Annotated in this window: 26 protein-coding genes; 15 read left to right on the top strand and 11 right to left on the bottom strand. The window is 31.4% G+C overall.

From position 1 onward, the window contains the following. Positions 1-66: 66 nt before the first annotated feature. From nqrF to G507_RS0114920, 6 genes are read right to left on the bottom strand one after another with little or no spacing between them, the layout of a single operon-like run. Positions 67-1353 (bottom strand): NADH:ubiquinone reductase (Na(+)-transporting) subunit F, encoded by a 1287-nt coding sequence (gene nqrF, locus G507_RS0114945; protein ID WP_026718251.1) that lies wholly within the window; start codon positions 1351-1353, stop codon positions 67-69. 18 nt (positions 1354-1371) lie between these two features. Next, entirely contained in the window at positions 1372-1989 is a 618-nt protein-coding gene (nqrE, locus tag G507_RS0114940) for an NADH:ubiquinone reductase (Na(+)-transporting) subunit E (RefSeq protein WP_026718250.1), read from the bottom strand. Positions 1990-2018: 29 nt separating this feature from the next. Continuing rightward, a complete protein-coding gene (locus tag G507_RS0114935) occupies positions 2019-2672 on the bottom strand; it encodes an NADH:ubiquinone reductase (Na(+)-transporting) subunit D (protein ID WP_026718249.1) in 654 nt (217 codons plus the stop codon). A gap of 3 nt (positions 2673-2675) precedes the next feature. Continuing rightward, a complete protein-coding gene (gene nqrC, locus G507_RS0114930; protein ID WP_035666398.1) occupies positions 2676-3368 on the bottom strand; it encodes an NADH:ubiquinone reductase (Na(+)-transporting) subunit C in 693 nt (230 codons plus the stop codon). Between the two features lie 2 nt (positions 3369-3370). Next, complete coding sequence (locus tag G507_RS0114925; RefSeq protein WP_026718247.1) at positions 3371-4528, bottom strand: NADH:ubiquinone reductase (Na(+)-transporting) subunit B; 1158 nt, start codon at positions 4526-4528, stop codon at positions 3371-3373. Positions 4529-4530: 2 nt separating this feature from the next. After that, positions 4531-5880: a Na(+)-translocating NADH-quinone reductase subunit A gene (locus G507_RS0114920; RefSeq protein WP_026718246.1), complete on the bottom strand. Its 1350-nt coding sequence runs from the start codon at positions 5878-5880 to the stop codon at positions 4531-4533. 196 nt (positions 5881-6076) lie between these two features. Here G507_RS0114920 and G507_RS0114915 point away from each other — a divergent pair, with 196 nt between their 5' ends. The 5 genes from G507_RS0114915 (at position 6077) to G507_RS0114895 (ending at position 11142) form a co-directional block, all read left to right on the top strand. Then, positions 6077-7330 carry a type IX secretion system plug protein gene (locus G507_RS0114915; protein WP_026718245.1) on the top strand — a complete coding sequence of 418 codons (1254 nt, stop codon included), beginning with the start codon at positions 6077-6079 and terminating at the stop codon, positions 7328-7330. Further along, positions 7330-8397, top strand: a complete 1068-nt coding sequence (locus tag G507_RS17420) for a DUF3667 domain-containing protein (RefSeq protein ID WP_026718244.1) — start codon at positions 7330-7332, stop codon at positions 8395-8397. The genes G507_RS0114915 and G507_RS17420 overlap by 1 nt, the downstream gene beginning before the upstream one ends. Positions 8398-8399: 2 nt before the next feature. Then, positions 8400-8786, top strand: a complete 387-nt coding sequence (gene apaG / locus G507_RS0114905) for a Co2+/Mg2+ efflux protein ApaG (protein ID WP_026718243.1) — start codon at positions 8400-8402, stop codon at positions 8784-8786. Positions 8787-8925: 139 nt separating this feature from the next. Then, entirely contained in the window at positions 8926-10554 is a 1629-nt protein-coding gene (pruA, locus tag G507_RS0114900; protein WP_026718242.1) for an L-glutamate gamma-semialdehyde dehydrogenase, read from the top strand. Positions 10555-10653: 99 nt separating this feature from the next. Next, positions 10654-11142: a TlpA family protein disulfide reductase gene (locus G507_RS0114895; RefSeq protein ID WP_026718241.1), complete on the top strand. Its 489-nt coding sequence runs from the start codon at positions 10654-10656 to the stop codon at positions 11140-11142. A gap of 19 nt (positions 11143-11161) precedes the next feature. Here the strand turns inward: G507_RS0114895 and rsmG are convergent, their stop codons facing one another. Further along, positions 11162-11791: a 16S rRNA (guanine(527)-N(7))-methyltransferase RsmG gene (gene rsmG, locus G507_RS0114890; RefSeq protein ID WP_026718240.1), complete on the bottom strand. Its 630-nt coding sequence runs from the start codon at positions 11789-11791 to the stop codon at positions 11162-11164. Between the two features lie 167 nt (positions 11792-11958). On the opposite strand from rsmG, the gene G507_RS0114885 reads away from it, so the two are divergent. From G507_RS0114885 to purT, 3 genes are all read left to right on the top strand, one after another. Further along, complete coding sequence (locus tag G507_RS0114885; protein ID WP_026718239.1) at positions 11959-13053, top strand: fatty acid desaturase family protein; 1095 nt, start codon at positions 11959-11961, stop codon at positions 13051-13053. A gap of 52 nt (positions 13054-13105) precedes the next feature. After that, positions 13106-14296: a pyridoxal phosphate-dependent aminotransferase gene (locus tag G507_RS0114880; protein WP_026718238.1), complete on the top strand. Its 1191-nt coding sequence runs from the start codon at positions 13106-13108 to the stop codon at positions 14294-14296. Positions 14297-14492: 196 nt separating this feature from the next. Further along, entirely contained in the window at positions 14493-15659 is a 1167-nt protein-coding gene (gene purT, locus G507_RS0114875) for a formate-dependent phosphoribosylglycinamide formyltransferase (protein WP_026718237.1), read from the top strand. 6 nt (positions 15660-15665) lie between these two features. On the opposite strand, the gene G507_RS0114870 is transcribed toward purT, so the two are convergent. Beyond that, entirely contained in the window at positions 15666-16232 is a 567-nt protein-coding gene (locus tag G507_RS0114870) for a sugar O-acetyltransferase (RefSeq protein ID WP_026718236.1), read from the bottom strand. A 46-nt stretch (positions 16233-16278) separates the two neighbouring features. On the opposite strand from G507_RS0114870, the gene G507_RS0114865 reads away from it, so the two are divergent. The 7 genes from G507_RS0114865 (at position 16279) to fabD (ending at position 20374) form a co-directional block, all read left to right on the top strand. Further along, positions 16279-16854, top strand: coding sequence for a Crp/Fnr family transcriptional regulator (locus tag G507_RS0114865; protein ID WP_026718235.1), 576 nt, complete (start codon positions 16279-16281; stop codon positions 16852-16854). Between the two features lie 79 nt (positions 16855-16933). Next, a complete protein-coding gene (locus tag G507_RS0114860; protein ID WP_026718234.1) occupies positions 16934-17650 on the top strand; it encodes a pirin family protein in 717 nt (238 codons plus the stop codon). A gap of 54 nt (positions 17651-17704) precedes the next feature. Then, on the top strand, positions 17705-17983 hold the full coding sequence (locus G507_RS0114855) for a GNAT family N-acetyltransferase (protein ID WP_026718233.1): 279 nt from the start codon (positions 17705-17707) through the stop codon (positions 17981-17983). 16 nt (positions 17984-17999) lie between these two features. Beyond that, positions 18000-18233, top strand: coding sequence for a (4Fe-4S)-binding protein (locus G507_RS0114850; RefSeq protein ID WP_026718232.1), 234 nt, complete (start codon positions 18000-18002; stop codon positions 18231-18233). Continuing rightward, entirely contained in the window at positions 18226-18753 is a 528-nt protein-coding gene (locus G507_RS0114845) for an NADPH-dependent FMN reductase (RefSeq protein WP_035666396.1), read from the top strand. Before G507_RS0114850 ends, G507_RS0114845 begins: the two co-directional genes overlap by 8 nt. Positions 18754-18841: 88 nt before the next feature. Further along, a complete protein-coding gene (locus G507_RS0114840) occupies positions 18842-19372 on the top strand; it encodes a YceI family protein (RefSeq protein ID WP_026718230.1) in 531 nt (176 codons plus the stop codon). Between the two features lie 129 nt (positions 19373-19501). Beyond that, entirely contained in the window at positions 19502-20374 is an 873-nt protein-coding gene (gene fabD, locus G507_RS0114835; protein WP_026718229.1) for an ACP S-malonyltransferase, read from the top strand. A 118-nt stretch (positions 20375-20492) separates the two neighbouring features. On the opposite strand, the gene G507_RS17415 is transcribed toward fabD, so the two are convergent. The 3 genes from G507_RS17415 to G507_RS0114820 all read right to left on the bottom strand — a co-directional run bounded on the left by G507_RS17415 (position 20493) and on the right by G507_RS0114820 (position 22159). Beyond that, a complete protein-coding gene (locus tag G507_RS17415) occupies positions 20493-21167 on the bottom strand; it encodes a toxin-antitoxin system YwqK family antitoxin (RefSeq protein ID WP_051191740.1) in 675 nt (224 codons plus the stop codon). 15 nt (positions 21168-21182) lie between these two features. Next, positions 21183-21695 (bottom strand): hypothetical protein, encoded by a 513-nt coding sequence (locus tag G507_RS0114825; RefSeq protein WP_026718228.1) that lies wholly within the window; start codon positions 21693-21695, stop codon positions 21183-21185. A gap of 62 nt (positions 21696-21757) precedes the next feature. Beyond that, the gene (locus G507_RS0114820; protein WP_026718227.1) at positions 21758-22159 is read right to left on the bottom strand and encodes a hypothetical protein; all 402 of its coding nucleotides are present in this window, start codon (positions 22157-22159) and stop codon (positions 21758-21760) included. Positions 22160-22171: the final 12 nt, after the last annotated feature.

Genomic DNA, 22171 nt, shown 5'->3' with positions numbered 1-22171 from the left:
AATTTAGAACAAATCATAAAATAAAAAAAACCGACTCATTTCTGAATCGGTTTTGTGTTTTTTAGATTATCCTCCAAAGTCATCAAATCTAATATTATCCGGATCTAAACCAAAGTCTTCACCCATTTTTTGAACAGCTTGGTTCATCATTGGTGGCCCACAAAAATATAATTCAATATCTTCTGGTTCTTCATGTTTAGATAAATAATTATCAATTACTACATTATGAATGAAACCAACAAAACCGTCACCTTCACCATCAATAGATTCTTTAATTTTCCAGTTATCTTCTGGAGCTGGTTCAGAAAGGGCTAAATAGAATTTAAAGTTAGGGAAATCTTTCTCTAAGGCTCTAAAGTGTTCTGTATAGAATAACTCTCTTTTAGAACGTCCACCATACCAATAAGTAACTTTTCTTCCTGTTTTTACAGTACGGAATAAGTGATATAAATGAGAACGCATTGGAGCCATACCGGCACCACCACCTACGTATAACATTTCTGCTTCTGATTCATTGATAAAGAATTCTCCATAAGGACCTGAAACAACTACAGGATCACCAGATTTCATTGAGAAAATATAAGATGAAGCAACTCCTGGATTTACTTTTGCCCAACCATTTGCATTTCTATCCCAAGGTGGAGTAGCAATACGAACGTTTAACATAATTTTTCTTCCTTCAGCTGGATAAGAAGCCATTGAATAAGCTCTTTCAACCAATTCATCGTTTTTCATTACCAATGGCCATAAATTAAATTTATCCCATTCAGCTTTAAATTTTTCAGGGTCACCAGGATGTTCTTCTGGATGAGCTGTTATATCAATATCAGCATATTTTATTTCACATTCTGGAATTTCAATTTGAATATATCCACCTGCTTCATAATGCATATCATCTGGTAATTCAACGATGAATTCTTTAATAAATGAGGCTACATTATAGTTTGAATATACTTTTGCTTCGAATTTTTTAATTCCAAATACTTCTTCTGGAACTTCAATAACCATATCATTCTTAACTTTAACTTGACAACCAAGTCTCCAACCATCTGCAAGTTCTTTTCTAGAAAAATGTGGCACCTCTGTTGGCAAAGCTTCTCCACCACCTTCAGTTACAATACATTTACATTGAATACAAGTTCCACCACCACCACAAGCTGATGGTAAGAAGATTTTATTGTTTCCTAATGTAGACAACAAAGTACTTCCTGATTCAACTTCAATATCACTTTCGCCATTAATTTTAATATGAACTGGCCCTGATGGTAATAATTTTGCTTTTGCACCCAATAACATTCCCACTAAAAGGAATACTATCGTTAAAAAAACTAATACACTTAATACTATTTCCATAATCTTTTCTTTTTCTGATTATATTTTAATACCCATAAAACTCATAAAACCAAGTGCCATTAATCCAGTGATTATGAAAGTAATTCCTAATCCTTTTAATGGAGCTGGTACGTTTGAATAAGTTATTTTTTCTCTAATAGCAGCAATTGCAACAATAGCTAAAAGCCATCCAATTCCTGACCCAAAACCATAAGTTACTGCTTGTGATATTCCTGTAAATGCTTTTTGTTGCATAAATAATGAACCTCCTAAGATAGCACAGTTCACAGCGATTAATGGTAAGAAAATACCTAAAGCACTATATAAAGCTGGGGCAAATTTCTCTACTACCATTTCTACTAACTGAACCATAGAAGCGATTACAGCAATAAACATAATAAAACTTAAGAAACTTAAATCTATTGAAGCATAATCACTTCCCAACCATGCTAATGCTCCTGGTTTTAAAAGATAATTATCTAACAAATAGTTAATTGGAACTGTAATTGCTAATACAAACACTACAGCAACTCCTAAACCAACGGCTGTCTTAACAGTTTTTGATACTGCTAAGTAAGAACACATTCCAAGAAAATACGCGAAAATCATATTTTCAATGAAGATACTTTTTACAAATAAACTTGCTAATTCTTGCATTTTTATATTTTTTTAATAGCTAAGCTATATTAGTTTTCTATTAATTTACGGTTTCTTGCACGTTGAGCCCAGATGATTAGTCCTACAACAATTAAAGCCATTGGAGACAACAACATTAATCCGTTGTTTTCATAACCATGAGCATATAAACCAGTAGAATCTGCAAGTGTTGCACCTTTGTGACCTAAAACTTCTATTCCTAATAATTTACCAGAGCCTAACAACTCTCTAAAGAAAGCCACTAATATCAAGATCAGCCCATATCCTAAACCGTTTCCGATTCCATCAACAAAAGATTTACCGGGAGGATTTGCTAAAGCGAAAGCCTCTAAACGTCCCATAACAATACAGTTTGTAATAATTAATCCTACGAATACGGATAATTCTTTACTAACATCATATGCGTAAGCTTTCAATACTTGATCTACTAAAATTACTAAAGCAGCAACAACAACCAACTGAACGATAATACGAATACGATTTGGTATTAAGTTTCTCATTAAAGAAACTATTAAGTTACTAAAACCCGTAACAACCATTACAGACAATGCCATTACAATAGCTGGCTTTAATTGAACTGTAATTGCAAGTGCAGAACAAATACCCAATACTTGAACTGTAATTGGATTATTGTCGTCTAATGGATCAACCAATAATGATTTAATACTATTTTTTTCTGCCATGACTTATTTTTTTAATTTATCAAAATAACTTTGGTAATGTGCTAATCGCTCTGCAATCATTTCTGAAACACCATTACTAGTAATAGTAGCTCCAGATATTGCATCAACATCATTTGGAGTAGCATTTGCTTTTACAACTTCAACACCAACAATTTTACCTGATTCATTTCTAATTTTTTTACCTACAAAACGATCTTGAAACCATTTTTGAGTAATTTCTGCCCCAAGACCCGGAGTTTCACCTTTATGATCAAACACAGTACCCTTTACAGTATTCATGTCAGAATCTAAAGCTACATAACCCCAAATTGCATCCCATAAACCAGCACCTCTTAAAGGGATGATGTAGAAACTTTTTCCGTCTTGTTCTGCAACATATAAAGGATAAGTTTGTTTATCTACAGGTTTTGCTAATTCTTCTTTTAAGTCTACTTTAAAAGCATTAACATCTGACTTTTCTGAACCATCTTCACTTAATGAAAGTTGTTGTTTAACAACTTCACCAAACTTAGCAGTTGCAGCTTCTCTATCTACATCAACTCCTACCGAGGCAAGAATATTTTGCATTTTTTCTTTCTTTACATTTTCATCTTGTGCTGGTTTTAAGGAAGTCGCGGTAAAAGCTAATAAAGCTCCAACAACAATAACCATAATTCCGGCAAACAAAAATGTATATCCATTACTATTTCTATCCATGATTAAGCGGTTTTAAGTTGGTTAACATTTGCTCTTTTCTTTCTTCTGTTAACATTAGATTGAATTACGTAATGATCTATAGTAGGAGCAAAAACATTTAACAATAATATTGCTAACATTATTCCTTCTGGATAAGCAGGATTAAAGACTCTAATTAGTATTCCAAAAACACCAATTAAAAACCCATAAATTAGTTTTCCTGTATTAGTCTGAGCTCCAGAAACTGGATCTGTTGCCATAAAAACAACACCAAAGGCTAATCCACCAACAACTAAATGATTAAGACCAAAGCTCATAAGAGCATTTGCTCCCCAAGCTTCAAATCCAAGTGCCATAATTGCTGCTCCGATAAATCCACTAACTATAATTCTCCAACTAGCTACTCCAGTAATGATTAAAATTGCAGCTCCAACAAGAATCCATAAAGTTGACGTTTCTGCAACAGAACCTGGAATATAACCTCCAAACATATCCATTGTATTGTAACCAACTTCTTTACCTGCTGCTAATTTACCTAAGATAGTTTCTCCTGAAATTCCATCGACAGTAGTCGCATCGGCAACCCAAACTTTATCACCTGACATAAATGTAGGATAAGCAAAGAATGCAAATGCTCTTGCTACAAGCGCAGGATTCAAGATATTCATTCCTGTACCACCAAAAGCCTCTTTACCAATTACAACTGCGAACACTACAGAAAGTGCTAACATCCACAAAGGTAAATCAATTGGCATAATCATCGGAATCAACAAACCAGTTACTAAGTAACCTTCATTAACTTCATGACCTCTATATATTGCAAATACGAATTCGATCGCTAAACCAACTCCGTAAGAAACAATAATCATTGGTAATATTTTCCATAATCCAAATAAGAATAATGGCATAAATGTCATATCCGAACCTTCGATTTGAGAAAAATGTTGTAATCCTGCATTATACATTCCAAAAATCAAAGCTGGAACTAATGCTAAAATCACAGTAATCATTGTTCTCTTCAAATCTACCGCATCACGAATATGAGCACCTTTGTGCGTAGTGTGATTAGGTACATATAAAAATGTATCTAATGCATTAATAGCTGGTGCAAATTTTTCAAACTTCTCACCTTTACCAAAAGGCTTTTTAATTTGATCTATTTTATCTCTTAAAAATTTCATATCTATCCTACTTCTTTTATCATTAAATTTAAAGCTTTACGAATAATCACTTGAGCTTCTAATTTAGATGTGTTAGTATAATCAATCAATGCAAAATCTTCTGGGGCTACTTCGTATATCCCAAGATTTTCCATTTTATCTATGTCATTTGCAATACAAGCTTTCAATAACTGCATTGGATAAATATCCAATGGCATTACATTTTCCATTTCACCTGTAACAACTAAAGCTCTTTCCTCACCATTTAAATTAGTATTAGGAGCATATTTTTTTCCCGGCATTAACCACGACAACCCTGTACGTTGAGCACTATGAATACTTGGACTTGCAAATGGCATCCATCCAAACATTCTATATTCATTACCTTCAGGAATAACCGTTACAGTGTTGCTGTAAAAACCTAGAAATCCATTTTGAGTAACTTTATTACCAGTAAAAATATCTCCAGAAATAATTCTAACATTATCACCTTTAATTTTTCCTGCAACTAAATCGCTTATCTGAGCACCTGAAATAAGAGTGTAATATTGGGCATCTTTAACTTCTGAACCCGAAAGCGCAATAGTTTTCGTTGCATTGAATTTTCCGGTTAAGAAAAACTCTCCAATAGTTGCAACATCCTGAGGAGCTACAGTCCAAACTCGATCACCAGCATTAATTGGGTCAATTTTAGAAATCTGAACACCAACATTACCTGCTGGATGTGGTCCAAATACTTTATGTATTGAAACGCCACTAATGTTTTCTAGAGCCGATTTCTCTTTGCCTTTTAAAGATAGATGGACTTTTCCAGAAGTCAATTTTGCTAATGCATCGATTCCTGCCTGAAATGCTTCTGTTTTATTTTCTAAAACAAAATCTACATCTGCAGTTAAAGGTGCTGAAGCATAAGCTGAAACAAAAATTGCTTTTGGGGTGTCTGCTGAATTAGCAATAACATCATAAGGACGTTGATTGATAAATGGCCAACAACCTGAAGCCAACAATTGTTCTTTTACTTCTTGTGAAGATAAATCTTTTAGGTTTTTTTTGCTATGCTCTAAGTGAATGTCTTGAGAATCTGCTGTGATAAGAATTTGTAAAATAACTCTTTTTTCACCGCGTTTGATTTCTTGGATTGTTCCACTAACTGGAGAAACAAATTTTACTGACTCATCATTTTTTGAGTAGAAAATTATTTCACCTGCTTTAACTTTTGCCCCCTCTTTAACAACCATTTTTGGTGTCACTCCGTTAAAATCAGAAGGATTAATAGCATAGACTTTCGAGCGAGAAACTACAGAAACTACTTTTTCTGCATCTCCCTTCAATTTAAGGTCTAAACCTTTTTTAATTCGAATGTCTTTTGACATGTGTATTGAAGATATGGTTAGTACTATTTTATAAAACGTGCAAATTTAATCATTTACCAATATGCTTACCAAATATTTAGCCATGTGATTTTACTATTTAAAATAATTCTAAATAATCGTTTTTTAGGATTCAAGCATAATTATTGCAAAGTTATTTTTAGATTTACTAAATTTACAGAATACTATACATAGTTTTATGACAAAATTACTTCCCTTACTGCTGATTATAACTGGTTTTACATCCGTTTTTTCTCAATCGCCAATTGAACAAGAAATTTCTCCACCTTATAACATCAAAGCCGTTTCATTTCATCAAAGAGACTCAGTTGCTATTCCGTTCTTTAGATTAGGTGATGGTTTTGAGCTTCAATTTGATGACTTATTTGGGAATGAAGCTGACTATTACTACACAATAACCCAATATAGTTACGATTGGAAACCAACTAACTTAGCTAAAGTTGAATATTTACAAGGAATGGACAACCAACGTATAATTACATACGAAAATTCATTCAATACTTTGCAATTATATTCTCACTACGTTCAAAAATTCCCAAATCGTTTTAATCAAATTACAAAAAGCGGTAATTACATTGTTAAAATATTTAATGATGACAAAGAAATTGTTTTTTCAAGAAAATTCATCATTTATGAAGACATCGTTTCAGCTCCAGCTGTTGTTAGAAAATCAAGGAACATTCAAACTGTTCAAGAAAAACAAAACTTAGACTTCACCATAAATTTAGGAGAAACAATTTATCAAAATCCGAAGCAAAATATTAAAATAAGTATTTTTCAAAATGCCAAATGGGACACAGCAAAACACAACATCGCTCCACAATATACAATTGGCAATGAGTTGGTTTACAGATATAATGAAGAAACCCAATTTTGGGGTGGAAATGAATTTTGGAATTATGAAAACAGCACTATAAGAGCAACAAGTAACTCTGTCTTAAAATATACTGCTGGAGACATATACAACACTCATCTTTACGTAAATCATGAAAGAAAAAACAAGATTTACACCTATTTTCCAGACATAAACGGAAGGTTTTTAGTTTATAATAGAGGAGCGGAAAACTCAGCCATTCAAGCTGATTACACATGGGTTTATTTTACATTAGACGCAGCCACCACCTTTACAAATAACAACATTTACGTTGGCGGAATGTTTAACAACTATGCTAAAATAGATGAATACAAAATGGAATACAACAAAGAAAGTGGTTTCTATGAAAAAGCAATTTTAGTAAAACAAGGTTTTGTAAATTTCGAATATACTTTAACTGACAAAAACGGAAAAGTTGATAGTGAAAACGCCATTGACGGAAACTTCTTTCAAACAGAAAACCAATACAACATCATAGTCTACTATAGAGGTAATAATGACAGATATGACAGAGTGATTGGAAACGGATCAACTACATCAAAAGTTATTAAGAATTAATGTCCAAAAGAAAATCAAGACAATATAGAGGAAAAAGTTGTTTGAATTGTGAGACAGCATTAGACATTAGCGAAAAATATTGCCATCAATGTGGACAATTAAATTCGACCAAAAAATTAACAATTAAAGATTTTTTTGAAGAATTTCTTTCGAACTTTTATGCTTATGATTCTCGTTTAAGGAATTCTATAGTCTCTCTTTTTACGAAACCAGGAAATTTAGCCAAAGAATTTAATGAAGGAAAACGTCAAAAATACGCAAATCCTTTTCGGTTGTTTTTGAGTGTTTCGATCGTGTTGTTTATCGTAATTAATTTCAATAATTCTAAAGAGGATGCATTACAAGGCTGGGATGATCAAAAATTTGAAGAAAACACTGTAACAGAAAAACAAACAGATAGTTTAAAATATGATTTATTAGGAACTGATTTAAATCTTAATATCACTAGTAAAAAGCATCAAATTAAATTTCACAAAGACTCTATCTACACAAAAAAACAATTAGAGAATGACAAAAGTCATATAGAATACACTATTACATCATTTAGAAATTTTCATTTAAAATATCCTGAAAAATCTACAGAAAAAAGTTTAATTGAACTTGGCTTTGAAAACGACTTTTATAATCGCTTTTTATTTGACAAAACAAAGTTTTTTAAATCCAATGAAATAGGCTCTGAAGTTTTAGACTATTTTTTTCAAAAACTACCATTATTAATTTTTGTTTCATTACCAATTTTAACTTTAATGTTTTGGCTAGTATTTTATTCAAAATCTAAAAACTACACTGAACATTTAGTATTTACATATACTTTCTATACTTTTTTATTTTTAGGGTTAATTGTATTTAATTTAACTGATTATATTTCTTCAAGATCTGCTCGTTTTTTGCAAACTATATCATTTTCAATACTTTTCCCGTTTTATTTATATAAATCTTTAAGAAACTTTTATCAAAATAGTCGTTGGAAAACTATTTTTAAATTTGTACTTTTGAATATCTTATTTATTCCGTTTGCAATATTTTGCTTACTATTTATTTTATTTTTAGGAATGCTATTTTTTTAAACATGGTAACACAAATAACAAGAGGTATTAAAATTTCGGTTTTGACTAGTTTTGAAGGTACTTACTTCAAAAACTATAAGTTGCATTTTGCCTTTTCTTATGAGATTACTATTGAAAACCAAAGTAAAGATTCTGTACAACTAAACTCACGTCATTGGGAGATTTTTGACTCTTTGAACAAAAAAGAAACTGTAGATGGCGAAGGTGTTGTTGGAAAAAAACCAGTTCTAAAACCAGGTGAATCTCATGTTTACTCTTCAGGTTGTTTATTAACTTCTCCAATTGGAGCCATGAAAGGTCATTTTAATATGATTAATTTCACTACAACAAGAAGTTTTAAAGTTGAAATTCCCACTTTTAAACTAAGTGCAACTTTTGCATTAAATTAGTTGAGATTCGATCTCAAAATAATTTGTATCTTTTCTAACATACTTTTTAAAAAATCATTTGTATTTTTGCATTCAATTAAATTTTCTACAAAAAAAGTAGCAAAATTTCATAAAAGTTTAATAATCTAATAATTATATTATGCCAAAAGGATTCTTTCATGTCCCAAAAGCGGTTAACGAACCCGTAAAATCTTACGCTCCAAATTCTCCAGAAAAAGCAGCTGTTTTAGCAGCTTATAAGAAAATGTGGAACGAAACTATAGATGTTCCTATGTATATTGGTTCTGAAGAAGTTCGAACTAACAATACAAAAACAATGTCAGCTCCTCACGATCACCAACATATTGTAGGGAAATATCATTTAGCTGAAAAATCTCATGTAGACAAAGCTATCGCATCTGCATTAGAAGCTAGAAAAAAATGGTCTCAAATGCCATGGGAACACAGAGCAGCCATCTTTTTAAAAGCAGCTGAATTAATTGCTGGTCCATACAGAGCTAGAATTAATGCTGCAACAATGATTGCACAATCAAAAAATATTTTTCAAGCAGAAATTGATGCTTCTTGTGAGTTGATTGACTTTTTACGTTACAACGTAGAATTCATGACACAAATTTATAACGACCAACCAACATCAAATTCTGAAGTTTGGAATAAAGTTGAATATCGTCCTTTAGAAGGATTTGTATATGCAATTACACCTTTTAACTTTACTGCAATAGCTGCAAATTTACCTGCAAGTGCTGCTTTAATGGGAAATACTGTAGTTTGGAAACCAAGTGATAGTCAAGTTTTCTCTGCAAAAATCATTATTGATATTTTCAAAGAAGCTGGAGTTCCTGATGGAGTTATCAATGTAGTTTTTGGAGATCCAGTTATGATTTCAGATACTATTTTTGATCATCCAGATTTTGCTGGAGTTCATTACACTGGTTCAACTTATGTTTTCAAAGAAATTTACAAAAAAATTGGAAACAACATTCATACATATAAAACTTATCCAAGAATTGTTGGAGAAACAGGTGGAAAAGATTTCATCGTAGCTCATGCATCAGCAAATCCAAAACAAGTTACAACTGGAATTGTTCGTGGAGCTTTTGAATTTCAAGGACAAAAATGTTCAGCAGCTTCTAGAGCTTACATTCCTCAAAGTATGTGGCCAGCAGTTAAAGAGCAATTAGTTAGTGATGTAAATTCAATGAAAATGGGTTCTCCAGAAGATTTTGGAAACTTTATTACTGCTGTTATTCACGAAGGTTCATTTGATAAATTAGCTAGTTTTATTGACCAAGCTAAAAAAGATTCAGATGCTGAAATTTTAGTAGGTGGAAATTACGATAAATCTAAAGGATATTTTATTGAGCCAACAGTTATTGTAACAACAAATCCAAAGTATGCAACAATGGAAACAGAACTTTTTGGACCAGTAATTACAATTTATGTATATGAAGATGCAAAATGGTCAGAAACTTTAAAATTAGTAGACGAAACATCAGAATATGCTTTAACTGGAGCTATTTTTAGTCAAGATAGATATGCAACTGTAGAAGCAACAAATGCTTTAGAAAATGCAGCTGGAAATTTCTACATAAACGACAAGCCAACCGGAGCAGTTGTTGGAATGCAACCATTTGGTGGAGCAAGAGCTTCAGGAACCAATGACAAAGCTGGTTCTATGCAAAACTTATTGCGTTGGGTTTCTCCAAGAACTATTAAAGAAACTTTCGTTACACCAGAAGATTATAGATATCCGTTTTTGGGAGAATAGTTTTTTAAGCAAGAAGTTTGAAATATAAAAAAGAGATTGTAAAATTACAATCTCTTTTTTATATTTTGTGTATGATAAAATTTAATAAAAAAACCTAAAATGAAAAAAACGATACTTTTATTTTTAATTCTATTTTGCAATACAATTTTTTCACAAGAAAAAGAAGCAGAAAAAAAGTTTGTTTATCCAAATAGATCATCTTTGCAAAAAATAATTGACTCGCATAAAGGGAGTGTTATATATTTAGACTTTTGGGCAAGTTGGTGTAAGCCTTGTCGAAAAGAAATTAAAAAAATGCCAGGAATTAAAGAATTTTTCAAAGATAAATCTGTTTCATTTATTTATATTTCAATAGAAGGTGAAAAAATAAAATGTGCAGAAGCTATTGAAAAAGACGGTGTCATTGAAGAAAATTATTTAATGTACGAATTATTGAATGACACAGGCAATATTGAATTAGACAAAATAAATGCAATTCCACATTATTTCATCTTTAATAAAAAAGGGGAAATGGTAAATTCAAATGCACCAAGCCCTTCTCAGGAAAGCAAATTAATTAAAGAATTAAACAAATATTTAGATGAATAATGTTAAAATTTCGTGCCTTTTACGCTTTAAACTTCAAAGGCAAATGAACCACTTTCTTAGTTTCAAAAAAATCTTCTTTAAAATAATCTGATAAATTATATTCAGTTGCTTTTGGAAAGTCTTTTAATTCTTCAGTTAAATCACCTCCTTTTAAATATAAAATTCCGTTTTTGAGTTCGTGTTTGTTCTGTTTTTTGATTTTATCTTTAATCCAATTTACAAAATCAGGCATATTCGTTACGGCTCGACTTACGATAAAATCGAAATCACCTTTTACGTTTTCAGCACGCATTTGTTCCGCTTTTACGTTTTTTAAGTCTAAAGTATTTGCCACTTCATTAACCACTTTTATTTTTTTGGCAATAACATCAATCAAATAAAAACGCGTTTCTGGAAACATAATTGCTAATGGAATTCCAGGAAAACCACCACCAGTTCCAACATCTAAAATATAAGTTCCTTTTTCAAACTGCTGAACTTTAGCTATTCCAAGAGAATGTAGAATATGTCTAGTATACAGTTCGTCTATATCTTTTCTAGAAATCACATTTATTTTAGAGTTCCAATCTTCATATAAGGCTTGTAGTTTTTCAAATTGTTCGATTTGAATTGGAGTTAAGTTTGGAAACTGACGAATTATTTCTTCCATTTTTTAAATTTTTAACAAAAATACCTATTTTAGTGAACAAAATAACAAATGTTTAGTAATCAATACAAAATTTAATAATTATCTTTGTATAAAATTAGAACACACGTTAGTCTGTAAACTTAAATAATTTAGAATCAGATTACAAAAAATAAATTAATACAAAATAAATGAATACAAATTCACCAACATTTTCAAATAACGACTCTATGAAGTTCTTTAGAACTTTAAACAAGAGAGTTAATGAATATTTCAAAGAAAATAAAATACAAAAAACTGGAAACTGGAAGTTACATTTAAAAACAATTGTAATGTTTACCATTTTCTTAGCACCTTATTTTTTCTTATTGACGATGCAAATGCCAATTTGGGCTTATCTTTTAGTAAACATCGTTATTGGAGTTGGAATGGCTGGTGTTGGAATGAACGTAATGCACGATGGAAACCACGGTTCATATTCCTCAAAAGGCTGGTTAAACAAGATTATGGGTGGAAGTATCTATATTTTAGCCGGAAATGTATACAACTGGCAAGTACAACACAATGTTTTACATCATACTTACACTAATATTCATGGACACGATGAAGACTTAGATGCTGGTAGAGTAATGCGTTTTACAAAACAAGCCGATTGGAAATACTTCCATAAATTCCAACATATTTACTCTGTATTTTTATATGGATTGTTGACTTTCAATTGGGCAATTACTACAGATTTTCTTCAAATGAAACGTTATTTAAAAAGAAAATTATCATATGGAGAATTCAAAAAACCTTCAGTAAGATGGACAACTTTAGTGATTACAAAAGTGATTTACTTTTCAATCTGGTTAGTAATTCCAATGGTAATCGGAATTGTTTGGTGGAAAGTTTTATTAGGATTTGTAGTAATGCATTACACAGCTGGAGTTATTTTAAGTGTAGTTTTTCAATTAGCACACGTTGTTGAAGATACAATTACACCTTCCCCAAGCGAAGACATGACAATGGAAAACACTTGGGCAATTCACCAATTATTTACCACAGCTAATTTTGCACCTAAAAACTGGTTAGTAAATTATTATACTGGTGGACTAAACCATCAAATTGAACACCATATTTTTCCGCACATCAGTCATATTCATTATGATAAGATTGCGAAAATTGTGAAAGAAACCGCGCAAGAATATGATTTGCCTTATTATGAATTCAAAACCATGAGAGCTGCACTTTATTCACACTTTAAACATCTAAAAGAATTAGGTCAAAAACCTCAACTAGTATAAAAATTCAAGACGCGATTAATTTCGCGTCTCTTTATTTAACATCAACAACACAATGAACAATCCACTTTCAGACAGAATTAACAAATTATCGACCTCTCAAACTTTAGCTATGGCAGCTTTAGCAAGAGAATTAAAATCACAAGGTAAAGACATCATCAGTTTAAGTCTAGGTGAACCAGATTTCAACACACCTGATTTTATAAAAGAAGCTGCAAAAAAAGCAATTGATGAAAATTATTCTACTTATTCTCCAGTTGATGGTTATATGGATTTAAAAGAAGCAATTTGCAGAAAATTCAAAAGAGACAACGATTTAGAGTATAAACCTTCTAATGTTGTAGTTTCTACAGGTGCAAAACAATCGTTATATAACATTGCGCAAGTTATGCTAAACGATGGTGATGAAGTAATTTTACCAGCTCCTTATTGGGTTTCTTATTATGAAATCGTAAAGATGGCTGGAGGAATTCCTGTTGAAGTGCCAACAACTATCGAAAGTGATTTTAAAATCACACCAGAACAATTAGAAAAAGCAATTACACCAAAAACAAAAATGATTTGGTATAGTTCACCTTGTAATCCAAGTGGTTCCGTTTTTAATCGTGAGGAATTAACAGCTTTATCGAACGTAATTCTAAAACAAAAACAAGATATTTACGTAGTTTCAGATGAAATTTACGAACACATTAATTTTTCAGGTACATTTTGCAGTATAGCATCTATTCCAGGCATGTTTGAAAGAACAATTACCGTAAACGGAGTAGCAAAAGCATTCGCAATGACAGGTTGGAGAATTGGTTATATTGGAGCCTCAGAAATCATCGCAAAAGCTTGTACAAAAATGCAAGGACAAGTAACTTCTGGAGCCAATTCAATTGCACAAAGAGCTACAATTGCAGCTGTTGATGCAGATCCAAAAGTATTAAACGAAATGGTTTCAGCTTTCAAAAGCAGAAGAAATTTAGTAGTCGGATTAATTCAAGAAATTCCAGGATTAAAAATAAATTCACCAGAAGGAGCATTTTATGTTTTCCCAGATGTATCTCATTATTTCGGAAAAACCTTAAAAGGAACAGAAATCAAAGATGCAAACGATTTTGCCATGTATTTACTTTCAGAAGCAAACGTAGCAACAGTAACCGGAGAAGCTTTTGGAAACCCAAACTGCATTCGATTCTCTTACGCAACAAGCGAAGAATTATTAACAGAAGCAATGCGAAGAATTAAAGACGCATTAGCATAAACCTTTTTGCCTCAAGGAAACTTGGGGCTTTTTTTATAAAATAATTTGGGCGTTACCTTTCAGGTCAGGCTTTCGGCACTCGCTTTTTTCATTGTATTTACATACAATAAAAAAGACCTCAAACAAAGCCTCTATCCTTAACGCAAACCCGTTTTCAAAATTCAACATTCGTTAATCGAACTTCAAACTTCAAAAAATGAACAAAAAAATACTACTATTAGGTTCTGGTGAACTAGGAAAAGAATTTGTAATTGCCGCACAAAGGATCGGTCAAACCGTAATTGCCGTTGATAGTTACGAAAACGCTCCAGCGATGCAAGTCGCACATGGTTTTGAGGTCATCAACATGCTTGATGGTTCAGAATTAGACAGAATTGTAGCCAAACACCAACCCGATTTTATTGTTCCAGAAATTGAAGCTATTCGCACTGAACGTTTTTATGATTATGAAAAACAAGGAATAACTGTTGTGCCTTCTGCAAAAGCGGCAAATTTCACTATGAATCGAAAAGCAATTCGCGATTTAGCAGCCAAAGAATTAGGATTAAAAACTGCTACTTATCGTTACGCAACAACTGCTTCTGAATTACAAAAAGCTGTTGAAGAAGTTGGAATGCCTTGTGTTGTAAAACCATTAATGAGTTCGTCTGGAAAAGGACAATCCACTATAAAAACCAACGAAGACATTGAAAAAGCTTGGAATTACGCTATAGAAGGTTCTCGTGGTGATGTTGTAGAAATAATTGTAGAAGCATTTGTAAATTTTCATTCAGAAATAACATTATTAACTGTTACTCAAAATAATAATACAACATTGTTTTGTGCTCCAATTGGTCACAGACAAGAACGCGGTGATTATCAAGAAAGTTGGCAACCTGCAAGAGTTTCAGACAAAGATTTATTAGAAGCTCAAGATATGGCTAAAAAAGTCACAGAAGCACTTGGTGGCGCTGGACTTTTCGGTGTAGAGTTTTTCTTAACCAACGAAGGAGTTTACTTTTCTGAATTATCTCCAAGACCACACGATACTGGAATGGTGACTTTAGCTAACACACAAAATTTCAATGAATTTGAATTACATCTTCGTGCAATTTTAAGCTTACCAATCGCGGAAATTACTTTAGAAAAAAACGGAGCAAGTGCTGTAATTTTAGCTTCAGAAAATTCAAATAATCCAACATTTACTGGAGTTGAAAACGTGGCTTGTTTACCAAAAACCGATTTTAGATTGTTTGGAAAACCAACATCAAGACCTTACAGAAGAATGGGAGTTGTTTTATCCTATGATACTTTAGAAACTCCAATGGAAGACATTGTGGAACGAGCAAAAGAAACAGCAAAATTAGTAACTGTGAATAAATAGAAAAATTTATACGTTTTCTTGATTCAACTTTTTAATCACTTTTGCAGGATTTCCAACAGCCATTGAATTATCAGGAATATCTTTTGTTACCACAGAACCAGCACCAATAACGCATCCATTTCCGATCTTCACACCTGGACATATGGTTGCGTTTCCTCCTATCCAACAATCATTACCTATTGAAACTGGTTTTGAAATTTCCTTCAGTCTACGTTCTTTTGCATTTAATGGATGTGTCGCTGTATAAATATGGACACCTGGACCAATTAGGACATTGTCTCCAATTTTAACAATCATTTCATCTAGAACTACACAATTCACATTAAAATAAACGTTTTCTCCACAATGAATGTTATAACCATAATCACAAATAAATGGTGGTTCAATATATAGTCGTTTGTGTGAGTTCGGCATCAAAACATGAAGAATATTTCTTGCATTACCATTCATAACATATTCTGTTACATTCAAACGATGAAGAAGTTTTTTTGCACGTAAACGTTCAGCGACAAGTTCTTTATCATCTGCCAAATAGCTTTCACCTGCTAACATTTTCTCTTTTTCTGTTTTCATGAATCAAATATACCATTTCTATAAATTATATAGTACTTTTGACTTAATGGAATTAATTATACAAAATATAGAAAAAATAGTCTCACTTTCTGAACAAGAAAAAGAATTGATTTTGTCAAAAATTGAAATCAGAAAGTATAAAGCCAAAACTGTTTTATTAAATGATGGTGAAGTTTCCAAATATTCCTATTTTGTAAATTCAGGCATTTTAAGAAGCTTCAATATCAATGATAATATTGCAGAACATGTTTTACACTTTGCTTGCGAAGGCTGGTGGATTGGTGACATGTACAGCTTGCTTTCTCAAAAACCAGGAAATCTATTTATTGAAGTTAATGAAGAGGCAGAAGTCGTTTTACTTTCTAAAGAAAATCAAGAAGAATTATATTTAAGAATTCCAAAATTAGAACGCTTTTTTAGAATTCTGACCGAAAATTCACTTGTAGCGCATCAAGAACGTTTAATGGATAATTTAAGTTTATCAGCCGAGGAGCGTTTTGAAAAATTTTGTTCAAAATATCCAACATTAATTCAACGTGTTCCTCAAAAACAAATTGCTTCCTATATTGGTGTTACACCTGAATTTTTCAGCAAAATGAAAGCTAAAATGTTGAAGAAATAATTTCTTAATCTAGGTTAAGTGCTCTTACTTTACTCATGATGTAAATTTGTATCATAATAATTACTAAATTTATATCATTATGAAAAATACAGTTTTACATAAAGCAAATACACGTGGAAATGCCAATCACGGTTGGTTAAATGCTTTTCATAGTTTCAGTTTTGGAAGTTGGTATAATCCAGAAAGAGTACAATTTGGAACATTGAGAGTTTTAAATGACGACACAATTGCAGCCGGAATGGGTTTTGGAGAACATCCTCATGATAATATGGAAATCATCACTATTCCATTAGAAGGTGATTTAGCTCATAAAGATAGTATGGGAAATGCAGAAACAATTAAAACAGGTGACATACAAGTAATGAGTGCTGGAACAGGAGTTCGACATTCTGAATTTAACCCAAATGCTGATTTACAAACTAAATTATTTCAAATTTGGTTGTTTCCCAATAAGCAAAATGTAACGCCACGTTACCAACAAATCACTTTAGACAAATCCTTACAAAAAAATAATTTTGCACAAATTTTATCCCCAAATGAAAGTGACGAAGGTGTATGGATACATCAAGATGCTTGGTTTTATTTAAGTGATTTTGACAAGGATTTTTCTAAAAATCTTTCGCTAAAAAAAGAAGGAAACGGATTTTACGTCATGAATATTGAAGGTGAAATTGAAGTAAATGGTGAAAAACTAGCACAAAGAGATGCAATTGGAATTTGGGAAACTTCTGAATTAGAAATAAAAGCAAATACAAAAGCAAAATTTTTAATAATGGAAATTCCAATGGAAGTTTAAGAATGTGCTCAGTGTTCAGTTAGGAGTATTCACTCGTAGTTTAAATTAAAAAAAATGGAAGTACAATTAAATACAAACGAAAAAAATGGTTTTTTCTATATAGAAGTAAATGGAAAAACAGAAGCTAAAATGACTTTTGTATTTGCAGGTGAAGATAAAATCATAATTGACCACACAGAAGTAAACGACGGGAATAATGGAAAAGGTTTTGGTAAAATGATGGTTGCAAAAGCTGTTGAATTTGCTAGAGAAAAGAATTTAAAAATACTTCCGCTTTGTCCGTTTGTAAAAAGTGTGATTGAAAAAACACCTGAATTTCAGGATACTTTATAACTTAAATATAGTAGCTATGAATCCAAAAGACATTACAAAAGAATATACAAACGGTGAAGTTACTGTTGTATGGCAATCTGGAAAATGTACACATTCTGGAAATTGCGTAAAAAACAATCCTGATGTATTTAAGCCCAAAGAAAAACCTTGGATTAAAATTGATGCCTCGACTTCAGAAAAAATAATTGAAACAGTTAAAAAATGTCCTTCTGGAGCTTTATCATACTATAAAAACAAAACCAATGACTAAAAAAATAATTGCCTTTGGAGGATCATCCAGTAAAAATTCGATCAATAAAAAATTTGCAACATATACGGCAAACTTATTTCAAAATACAACTGCAGAAATTATAGATTTGAATGATTTTGAAATGCCCTTATATTCTGTTGATATAGAAGAAAATGGTTTTCCAGAGGAAGCCCAAAATTTTTTAGATAAAATTAATGAAGCCGATTTACTGGTAGTTTCTTTAGCCGAACACAATGGAGCTTACACAGTTGCTTTCAAAAATATTTTAGATTGGTGTTCAAGAATTGATGGTAAAGTATTTCAAAACAAAAAAATGCTCTTGATGGCAACTTCACCTGGAGCTCGTGGTGGAGGTTTTGTTTTAGATATGGCTAAAACTAGATTTCCAATACATAAAGCAGATCTAGTGGGCACATTTTCTTTTCCAAGTTTCTACGATAATTTTGATGATAAAAAAGGGATTACCGATGAAACTTTAAAAAACGACTTATTAAAAATTGTTAAATCTATTAATTTCTAGTGCGTTCTTAATCTAGGTTAAGTGATGAGTTACTAATCTGATTGTAAGTTTGTAGTGTTATTAAAAATTAATTAAAAACATACATATTATGGCAATTACAAAATGGGCAATTGACCCAACACATTCAGAAATTGGTTTTAAAGTAAAGCACATGATGTTTACTAATGTTTCAGGTAAATTTGATACTTACGAAGGAGCTATCGAAACAGAAGAAAATGATTTTTCAACAGCAAAAATTTCTTTTTCAGCTGCTATTGATTCTGTTGACACAAGAAATACTGACAGAGATAACCATTTAAAAAGCGGTGATTTTTTTGATGCAGAAAACCATCCTAAACTAACTTTCACAGGAAAATCGTTTGCTAAGGTGAATGAGAATAAATATAATTTAACTGGAGATTTAACTATTAAAGGTGTTACAAAAGAAATTAATCTTCCAGTAGAGTTTAGTGGATTAATGCAAGATCCATGGGGTAACACTAAAGTTGGATTAAACATTGAAGGAAAAATAAACAGAAAAGAATGGGGTTTAAACTGGAATGCAGCTTTAGAAACTGGTGGGGTTTTAGTAGGTGAAGAAGTAAAACTTATCATTGATTTACAATTGGCAAAAGCTTAATTTTTTTTCAAAAAAGATATAACCTTACAGATTTTACTATTTGTAAGGTTTTTTTATGCTTAAAAATGTTTAATTTTGCTTAGGTTTAATTTTTCAATCTTTAAATCATTCAATCTTTAAATTAAAAACATGAAAGCATACATATTTCCTGGTCAAGGAGCACAATTCTCAGGAATGGGTAAAGACTTATACGAAAATTCGGCCTTAGCCAAAGAATTATTTGAAAAAGCAAACGATATTCTAGGTTTCAGAATCACAGACATCATGTTTGAAGGAACAGCGGAAGAATTAAAAGAAACCAAAGTTACACAACCAGCCGTTTTTTTACATTCAGTTATCTTAGCAAAAACCTTAGAAGACTTCAAACCAGAAATGGTTGCTGGACATTCCTTGGGTGAATTTTCAGCATTAGTAGCAAACGGTGCTTTATCGTTTGAAGATGGTCTAAAATTAGTTTCTCAACGTGCTTTAGCTATGCAAAAAGCTTGTGAAATTAAACCTTCAACAATGGCAGCAGTTTTGAACTTAGATGACAAAATCGTAGAAGACATTTGTGCTTCTATTGATGGAGTTGTTGTGGCTGCAAACTATAACTGTCCAGGTCAGTTAGTGATTTCCGGAGAATACAAAGCTGTTGAAGAAGCTTGTGAAAAAATGAAAGAAGCTGGAGCAAAAAGAGCTTTAATTTTACCAGTTGGAGGAGCATTTCATTCGCCAATGATGGAGCCTGCTAGAGAAGAATTAGCAGCAGCTATTGAAGCAACTACTTTCTCTACTCCTATTTGTCCGGTTTATCAAAACGTTACGGCGAATGCGGTTTCTGATGCTGAAGAAATTAAGAAAAATCTAATAATTCAATTAACGGCTCCAGTTCGTTGGACACAATCGGTAAATCAAATGATTGCTGACGGTGCAACTAGTTTTACAGAAGTTGGACCAGGAAAAGTTTTGGTTGGATTGGTTAAGAAAATAAATAATGATGCTGAGACGTTTTCGGCATAAATTTATATAATAGAATACAAAAAGCCTCATGTTTACAAAAATTTGAGGTTTTTTGTATTTAATTAAAAATTACTTGTTTAATATATTTATTTCTGTTCTAAAAATTTATTTAATTTTGTTAGTAGTTACCATCACGTTTATCTTTCCAATCTTTTAAAATTTCTAAAACTTCAGCTTCATCTTTTGGCCAAATCTGACAACTAAAAGAATATACTTCTTCATTTTTGTTTTTTGATTCATTGTCAGAATATTGATACTTAATTTCATTGTGAAATATGAATTCTATGACAACAAAATCTTTATAGACATTATATTTATATTTATTAAATTCACTCCAATCTATATTAGAATAAACCTTCTTATAGTTAACAAAACCTTTTGTATCTGATGTTGATATAAAAGTAGTTATTGAAATTTTTTGAGAAACTTTTGTGGGTTCATCTTCGTATAATTCTAAACTCACCACCTTATCTAGATATTTTTGAATTGGCGGTATATTATCTGATAGTTTGCCATCAAAAAACTTAATAGTTTCTACTAATTTTCCAGTTTCGTCATAAAATTTCCATTCTCCAGCTTCATTTCCTTCAATATATTTTCCTATTGATTTTAGTTTTCCATTTTCATGATAATATTTCCATTCTCCTGTTTCAATTTCATCAATATATTTTCCTATTGATTGTAATTGTCCATTTTTATAATATTCTTTTTCTTCTATTCCTTTAGTTTGACTTACAGCCAAAATTGAAATAAAAAGACAAAAAAACAACGGTAAAAATTTATTTGTTTTCATAATTTTAAAGTTTATTTAATTAAATATTGGTTTTTCATTGTATGAATCAGATGTGTCTAAATAAATATCGCAGTTAGGCATTCTTTCTTTTAAGACAAATGCTTTTTCCAATATATTTTCTTCCTTTTCTTCTGAATCTAGAAACACTTCTTTTAGATTTTGATTGTTTAAAGAATCGTATAAATCTGTTAAAGTAATTTTGGTTTTAGTAACATCTAAACTTTCAAGTTTATCCATCTGATTAAAAAACGGAATACTTGCTTTGGTAATATTTTGATGTTGCCTTAGAACTAAATATTTAAGCTCTTTGAATTTTGTCATATACTCAACAGCTTTATCCGTAATTAAAGAAGCTTTTAAATAAACATCTACAATTGTAGTAACTCGCAAAGTGAAAAAATAAAAAAAATCATCACCTTCACTATTATCAACTGACCAAATCTGTTGCCAATTTTCGTGAAGTTGAGAAGGCTTATCAAAATGATAATGGCTTTGCCAAAATTTTTTTTCTTCTTTGGTGAATTTCATATTGGAAATAGGCTGGTCAATTATAAATCTTAAAGTTCAACTTACTTTTTTAATAGTAGAGACTAATTTAATTCTTGTTTAAGACATGTATTTCTGATGATATCAATATTAAAATTATAACTGAAAGTGCAAAATTCACCAGTACCATTCGCAGTAACAGAATGAACTCCTTCATTTAACGAAATTGAAAATGAAGATGCGCTAGAAGTTCCGCAATTTGGAACTACATTTCTAGTTTCTGATAAAGTACCCACGTATGAGCCATCAACATAAAAATTCAATCCACCATTACAGAAAAAAATGGGATTAGCATTAGATGTCCAAAAAACTACCGAACCATTACCCGGCATTTGATTATTAGACTCTTCTACAAAACCTATATTTTCTATATACGATTCTTCATTACAGCCATGAACTACAACAAGAAAAGAAAATATGACAATAAGTTTAAATAATTTTTTCATTTTTTTTTATTT

This window comes from Flavobacterium gelidilacus DSM 15343 (assembly GCF_000422685.1).
GTDB lineage: Bacteria > Bacteroidota > Bacteroidia > Flavobacteriales > Flavobacteriaceae > Flavobacterium > Flavobacterium gelidilacus.
This window is presented reverse-complemented; position numbering and strand designations above follow the sequence as displayed.